The 6,241-nt window shown below is 66.9% G+C and carries 6 protein-coding genes; 4 read left to right on the top strand and 2 right to left on the bottom strand.

Annotated features, from left to right (window positions below):
- From arsM to arsB, 4 genes are all read left to right on the top strand, one after another.
- Window positions 1–664 (top strand): arsenite methyltransferase (gene arsM, locus VFU06_06505; protein ID HEU5209046.1); only part of this gene is annotated, 664 nt, incomplete at its 5' end.
- Between the two features lie 17 nt (window positions 665–681).
- Window positions 682–1,137 (top strand): arsenic resistance N-acetyltransferase ArsN2, encoded by a 456-nt coding sequence (gene arsN2 / locus VFU06_06500; GenBank protein HEU5209045.1) that lies wholly within the window; start codon window positions 682–684, stop codon window positions 1,135–1,137.
- On the top strand, window positions 1,137–1,919 hold the full coding sequence (locus VFU06_06495; GenBank protein ID HEU5209044.1) for a metallophosphoesterase family protein: 783 nt from the start codon (window positions 1,137–1,139) through the stop codon (window positions 1,917–1,919). Before arsN2 ends, VFU06_06495 begins: the two co-directional genes overlap by 1 nt.
- 4 nt (window positions 1,920–1,923) lie before the next feature.
- Window positions 1,924–3,057, top strand: coding sequence for an ACR3 family arsenite efflux transporter (gene arsB / locus VFU06_06490; GenBank protein ID HEU5209043.1), 1,134 nt, complete (start codon window positions 1,924–1,926; stop codon window positions 3,055–3,057).
- Here the strand turns inward: arsB and VFU06_06485 are convergent.
- Together VFU06_06485 and VFU06_06480 are read right to left on the bottom strand one after the other, a co-directional pair.
- Window positions 2,984–4,588, bottom strand: a complete 1,605-nt coding sequence (locus VFU06_06485; GenBank protein HEU5209042.1) for a serine hydrolase domain-containing protein — start codon at window positions 4,586–4,588, stop codon at window positions 2,984–2,986. The two genes, arsB and VFU06_06485, sit on opposite strands and share 74 nt — an antisense overlap.
- A gap of 262 nt (window positions 4,589–4,850) precedes the next feature.
- On the bottom strand, window positions 4,851–6,182 hold the full coding sequence (locus tag VFU06_06480) for an erythromycin esterase family protein (GenBank protein HEU5209041.1): 1,332 nt from the start codon (window positions 6,180–6,182) through the stop codon (window positions 4,851–4,853).
- Window positions 6,183–6,241: the final 59 nt, after the last annotated feature.

Here is a 6,241-nt window from a genome sequence, read left to right as displayed (position 1 = left end):
GGCCGAGCTGAACGCCGGCGAGGTGGTGCTGGACCTGGGGAGTGGCGGCGGGATCGACGTGCTGCTGTCGGCGAAGCGGGTGGGCCCGACGGGCAAGGCGTACGGCCTGGACATGACGGACGAGATGCTGGCGCTGGCGCGGAAGAACGCGGCGGAGGTCGGCGCCACGAACGTCGAGTTCCTGAAGGGTCACATCGAGGAGATCCCGCTGCCGGATGACAGCGTGGACGTGATCATCTCGAACTGCGTGATCAACCTGTCGGCGGACAAGCGGCAGGTGCTGCGGGAGGCGTTCCGCGTGCTCAAGCCCGGCGGGCGGTTTGCGGTGAGCGACGTCGTGGTGAATGGTGAGGTGCCGGCGGAGGTGCGGCGTTCGATGGAGCTGTGGGTCGGCTGTGTCGCCGGTGCACTCGAGGTCTCGCAGTTCGAGGCGCTGCTGACGGAAGCCGGCTTCGAGGATGCGTCCGTCGAGCCGACGCGTGTCTACCGCGTGGAGGATGCGCGTGCGTTCCTGGAGGAGGCGGGACTGGACGTCGACGCATACGGCGACGCGGTGGATGGGAAGATCATGGCGGCGTTCGTCCGCGCAACGAAGCCGGCTGCGGCGAACGTCGGCGAGACGAAGCAGGAAGCGGCCTGCTGCGCACCCGGCTGCTGCGCGTGAGTCCGGTGAGGGACGCCATGCACGAGGCGAATGCGAACCTCCGGCCCACGCGGCCGGAGGACCTGGCTGCGGTCCTGGCGCTCCTCGAGAAGGCGGAGCTGCCGGTGGCCGGTGTGGACGAGTGGTTCGACCGGTTCGTCGTCGCGGAGCACGACGGCCGTGTGGTCGGCGTGGCGGGCCTGGAGGTGCACGGCACCGACGGCCTGCTGCGCTCGGTTGCCGTGGCGGACGACTGGCGCGGGCGCGGGCTGGGTGGCGCACTGACGGACGAAATCCTCGAGCGCGCTTCGCATGACGGGCTCTCCGCCGTCTACCTGCTCACGGAGACAGCCGAGAACTTCTTCCCGCGCCACGGCTTCGTCCGTATCGAGCGGGACGCCGCATCGGACGCGGTGAAACAGTCGGCGGAGTTCAGTGAGCTGTGTCCGTCGTCGTCGGTAGCCATGGTCCGCCAGCTGGCGGGAGGCACGTGATGCGTTACGCGCTGATTTCGGACGTGCACGCGAACCTGCCGGCGCTGGAAGCCGTGCTCGCCGACATCGATGCGCGCCCGGAGATCGGCGCGACGTACCATCTCGGCGATCTCGTCGGCTACGCGCCATGGCCGGATGAAACGGTCGACCTCGTCCGCAGCCGCGGCATCGCCGGTGTGGCGGGCAACTACGACAGCACGACCGCGACGGACTACAAGCACTGCGGCTGCAGGTACGAGGATGCGCGGCAGGAGGAACTGTCGCACCTGTCGTACGAGTGGACGCGCGCGCACACGTCCGCGGAAACGAAGCGGTTCCTCGGCGGGCTGCCCTTCCGCATCGACCTGCGGCCGCTGGGCGGGCACATGGCCGGCCCACGCCTGGTCCTGGTCCACGGCAATCCCGTGCTGAACACCGTGTACTGGACGGAAGACCGGCCGGACCGCTTCTGCCTGGAAATGGCCGATACGCTGGGCGCAAAGTCAGGCGACGTGATCGCCTTCGGCCACACGCACAGGCCATGGCACCGCACGATCGAGGGGGTGCACTTCGTGAACACCGGCTCGGTCGGCCGACCCAAGGACGGCGACTGGCGCGCGGGTTACGTGCTGCTGGACATGGATGGTGACGCTGTCGACGTCGAGTTCGTGCGCGTCGAGTACGACATCGAGCGGGCAACGCGCGCGATCCGCGCGAGCGAGCTGCCCGACGATTTCGCGGAGTACCTGGAGACTGGCGGGAAGCCCGCGGCGGCGACCCAGGCAACACGCAACAACCGTTGACCCCATGACTGCGCACAACACCGGCGTCGCACGACGCCTGTCCTTCCTGGACCGTTACCTGACGCTGTGGATCTTCGCCGCGATGGGACTCGGCGTGGTCGCCGGCTACTTCTGGCCGGACGGCGTTCGTGCACTGAACGAGAGCACCAGCTTCGGTACGACGTCCGTGCCGATCGCGATCGGGCTGATCCTGATGATGTACGCGCCGCTGGCCAAGGTGCGATACGAGGAGCTGGGCGACGTCTTCCGCAACTGGAAGATCCTGGGTTTGTCGCTGGTGCAGAACTGGGCGATCGGGCCGGTGCTGATGTTCGCGCTCGCCGTGATCTTCCTCCGCGATTACCCGGAGTACATGGTCGGCCTCATCCTGATCGGCCTCGCCCGCTGCATCGCCATGGTGATCGTGTGGAACGAGCTGGCGGAAGGTGACCACGAGTACGCGGCGGGCCTCGTCGCATTCAACAGCGTCTTCCAGGTGCTGTTCTACAGCGTCTACGCGTATCTCTTCATCACCGTGCTCCCGCGCGTGCTCGGCCTCGAGGGCACGATGGTCGAGATCACGATGGGCGAGATCGCGACGAGCGTCTTCATCTACCTCGGCATTCCCTTCCTGGCCGGCATGGCGACGCGCTTCCTGCTGGTACGCGCGCGCGGCAAGGAGTGGTACGCAGGCGAGTTCGTGCCGCGCATCTCGCCGCTCACGCTGATCGCGCTGCTGTTCACGATCGTCGTGATGTTCTCGATCCAGGGCAAGGCGATCGTCGATCAGCCGATCGGCGTGGTGCGGATCGCGGTCCCGCTGCTGATCTACTTCGTGCTGATGTTCCTCGTGAGCTTCTACATGGGTCGGAAGGTCGGCGCGGACTATTCGAAGACGGTGACGCTGTCGTTCACGGCGGCGAGCAACAACTTCGAGCTGGCGATCGCGGTGGCGGTCGGCACGTTCGGCATCGCGCACGGCGCTGCGTTCGCGGCGGTGATCGGCCCGCTCGTCGAGGTGCCGGTGCTGATCGCTCTGGTCAACGTCGCGCTGTACTTCCAGCGGAAGTACTTCGGGGAGCGGGTCACGGTGGGAGGGCCGGAGGGGCCGGGCGACGTGTGTGCGACGGAGGTGCGGGTGCCGCTCGCGCGCCATTGACCTTCGCCGTTACGTCGACGCGCGTCAGCGGATGAACCGGGCGCTGTTGACCTGGTCGCTGAGGCCGCGGTGGATCGTGAAATCGATCACTATGCGAGTCGACGATCGTCGGACGTGCGTCGATGGAGTCGAGCACCAGGACTCCCACCGAATCGCCTGGTCGAATGAGCGTCGGGTCGAAGCGGATGCTCGAACGGAATGGCTGTGCCGAACGCGCCGGCGGCTCCGACGGAGTCCCGGGCGTTTCGACGGCAGCGTCGGGAATGCCGTAGACGTGCTGCTGGAAGACCGACTGCAGCGGGTACGCGCCGCCGGGTGAGAGCTGGGTCCACACCATCGCGACCAGGTCGTTCGCGGGATCGACCCAGAAGTACGTGCCGAGATAGCCGGACCAGCGGTACAGCCCGACCGGTACGTTCGGCTCCGCCTCTGTCGCTCTCACCTTGACTGCCACGCCCAGGCCGAACCCGTACGCGGAATCGCTCAGCGTCGGATACGACACGGGCGTCAGCTCCGGCGGCAGTGTGTTCTGCGTCATGAGTGCGACGGTTTCGGGCTGCAGGATCCGGACGTCGCCGAGTGCGCCGCCGTTCAGCAGCATGTGGGCGAAGCGGAGGAAGTCGTGTGGCGTGGAGAGCAGGCCGCCGCTGCCCCACAGGAAGCGCGCCTCCGGCTCGAACATCGCGAGCAGGCCGTCCTCCGTGAGGGGCTGCAGGGTACTGTCCGCGCCGGGTGTGTAGACGGTGACGAGTCGCTCGCGATCCCCCGGTCGAATGCGGAAGCCGGTGTCGTGCATCCCGAGCGGCTCGAAGATCTCCTCTTCCAGAAACACGTCGAGCGTTCTGCCCGATACGACCTCGATCACATGCCCCGCCACGTCCAGGCCCGAGCTGTAGCTCCAGCGGGTGCCGGGCTCGAACAGCGGCGGAATGCGGGCGAGACTGTCCGTGAACTGCCGGAGCGTGTGTTGGGCGTCATAGAGCCGTGCACGCCGGAAGATAGTGTCGACGGGACTGTCGGTCAGGCCGTACGGGAGGCCGGACGTGTGGTTGAGAAGCTGGCGTATCGTGATCGGGCGGGCGGGCTCACGCAGCACCGGTTCGTCCGCGGTGCCGCCCTGGAAGACCTTCACCCGTGCGAAGGCGGGCAGGTACCTGGACACGGGGTCGTCGAGACCGAGGCGCCCCTGGTCGACGAGTCGGAGGATGCCGACCGCGACGACCGGCTTGGTCATCGAGTAGATGCGGAAGATATCGTCGCGCTCGAGCGGCTCGCGCGTGCCGAGGTCACGCGTGCCGAAGGTCTGCTCATAGATGATTTCGCCGTTGCTCGTGATCACGCCATAGACGGCGGCGAGCTTGCCGGCATCGACGAGCCCCCCCAGCGCACTGCCGAGCCGGTCGAGTGCCGCGGACGACAGGTCGACTGAGCCGGATAAGGCGGTGTGCGGTGCCGGCTCACTGCGTGCGGCGCATGCGGCCTGGCCGGGCAGGATGAGCGCTGCCGCCAGGAAAATCCATCTCTTCGACACGGGCTCCGTGAGTTGACAGACGTTTTACTGCAGCCCCACCGGCGTACACGATTCTCGATCTGCGCAAATCGGAGGCTGCGGGCGGCGCCGGGGTAGAACCCCAGGTTGACGGATCGCTCGAGCTGCTCGATCGCGCACTCCATGTCGCCGGCAATGTAGCACTGCCAGCCGTAGTTGTGCGTGGTGATGACGCCGAAGGGATCGAGCTCCACCGCCAGGCGCGCGTCCGATCACCGGCGCGGGCGGCCGATGGTGATCCAACTCAGTTGTTTTCCAGGTAGGCGTCGCGCATGCGCGGCGTCGGGCGGGCGCGGGTCACCGTATCGATGTAGAGCATGCCGTCGAACACCCGGCCCGGCGCGCGTGACGCGATCGAGGCGGGATCGTCGTCTCCTCCATAGACCGCTCCGATTCCGCGCATGTCCTGTCGCGTGGCGAGCCAGTCTGCGACCGCGCCACCCTGCGGAGCGGACCGGAAGTCGATCACTAACTGCTCGAGTCCGGTCTGTGCGAAGTACCGCTCGAGCGACCCTGCGTCGGGATTCTCCAGCTGGTAGGCACGAAGCACGAACCGACCCTGTCGTGCCAGGTCGCGGTCCCAGGCCTGGATTCCGCCGTGCCCGAACGTGAGACCAAGAGCGTAGTAGGCACTGCCGTAGAGGCCGCGCAGGTGCAATCCGAGCCTCGGGAAGTAGTCGTCGCCTGCCCCGACGTGACCGTTGTGTACCCACAGGATGAACCGGGTGCCGGGGCGTGATCGCTCGACCGCGCGGCGGAGGTTCTCCGCCATGTAGCTGTCGCGCCGGGCGAGGCCCTGCCGGGTGTCGATGTCGCTGGCGTAGATGTAGCCCGGCTGCACGAACGCGAGTGCCAGCTCGCACATCGCCTCGTACTCGCTGCGGCTCGATGCATTGATCAGCCGCGCGCCGTTGAGGCGCAGGAACATGTACAGGTCGACGTAGCGGCGCTGCAGCTCGGCGTTCGTTGTGGAGTCGAGACGCGCGGGGAATGTCGTGTCGCTCAGAAGCTGAGCGACGTCCGTGGCGCGCCGGGGCGCGACCCGGCGGATGTATGAGGCAAGAGAAGCTGCATCCGTGCGGCGATCCTGACCGTCGACTCCGATGATGCTGATCTTCGCAGAGTCCGGCTGCCGGGCGTTGTACTGCCGCAGCCATTCGAGCATCGCCACGAATTCTTCCGTGTCCCACACCTTCAGCCGGAAATCCGTGTCGGCGCTGCGGCCCTGCACGTAGTCGTCGATGTGCCTGGCCGCCGGGTAATCGAGTTCCATCGCGAGCACACGAAAGCCCATGAGCTCGACGAGGAAGCGAACGAGTCGGTGCTTCACCTGGAACAATTCCCTCGCACCATGCGACGCCTCGCCCAGCCCGACGATGCGCACGTTCGAGAGCACCGCGCGCAGTGGCTCGAGATCATCGAGATCGGCGTCCCGCGTCGCAATGCCGAGCGGGATCGCGTTCTGCGTGAGCCAGCGAGCGACTGCAGTGCTGTCGGGACTCTGCGCGGCGGCGGGTGAGCTGGCGGCGAGAAGGAGGAGGGGTACGATTCGCCTCGACCATTGCTGTATGTGCATCACGTACTTCCGGAATGTCGGTGTTCTGAAGTATTCGTTTTCTCCTGCTGTGTGGATTG

It is taken from the genome of Longimicrobiales bacterium, assembly GCA_035764935.1.
Lineage (GTDB): Bacteria > Gemmatimonadota > Gemmatimonadetes > Longimicrobiales > RSA9 > DASTYK01.
This window is presented reverse-complemented; position numbering and strand designations above follow the sequence as displayed.

Coding starts and splice junctions, on each gene's coding strand:
- arsN2 (HEU5209045.1), top strand. CDS start 682: ATGCACGAGGCGAATGCGAACCTCCGGCCCACGCGGCCGGAGGACCTG.
- VFU06_06495 (HEU5209044.1), top strand. CDS start 1,137: ATGCGTTACGCGCTGATTTCGGACGTGCACGCGAACCTGCCGGCGCTG.
- arsB (HEU5209043.1), top strand. CDS start 1,924: ATGACTGCGCACAACACCGGCGTCGCACGACGCCTGTCCTTCCTGGAC.
- VFU06_06480 (HEU5209041.1), bottom strand. CDS start 6,182: ATGCACATACAGCAATGGTCGAGGCGAATCGTACCCCTCCTCCTTCTC.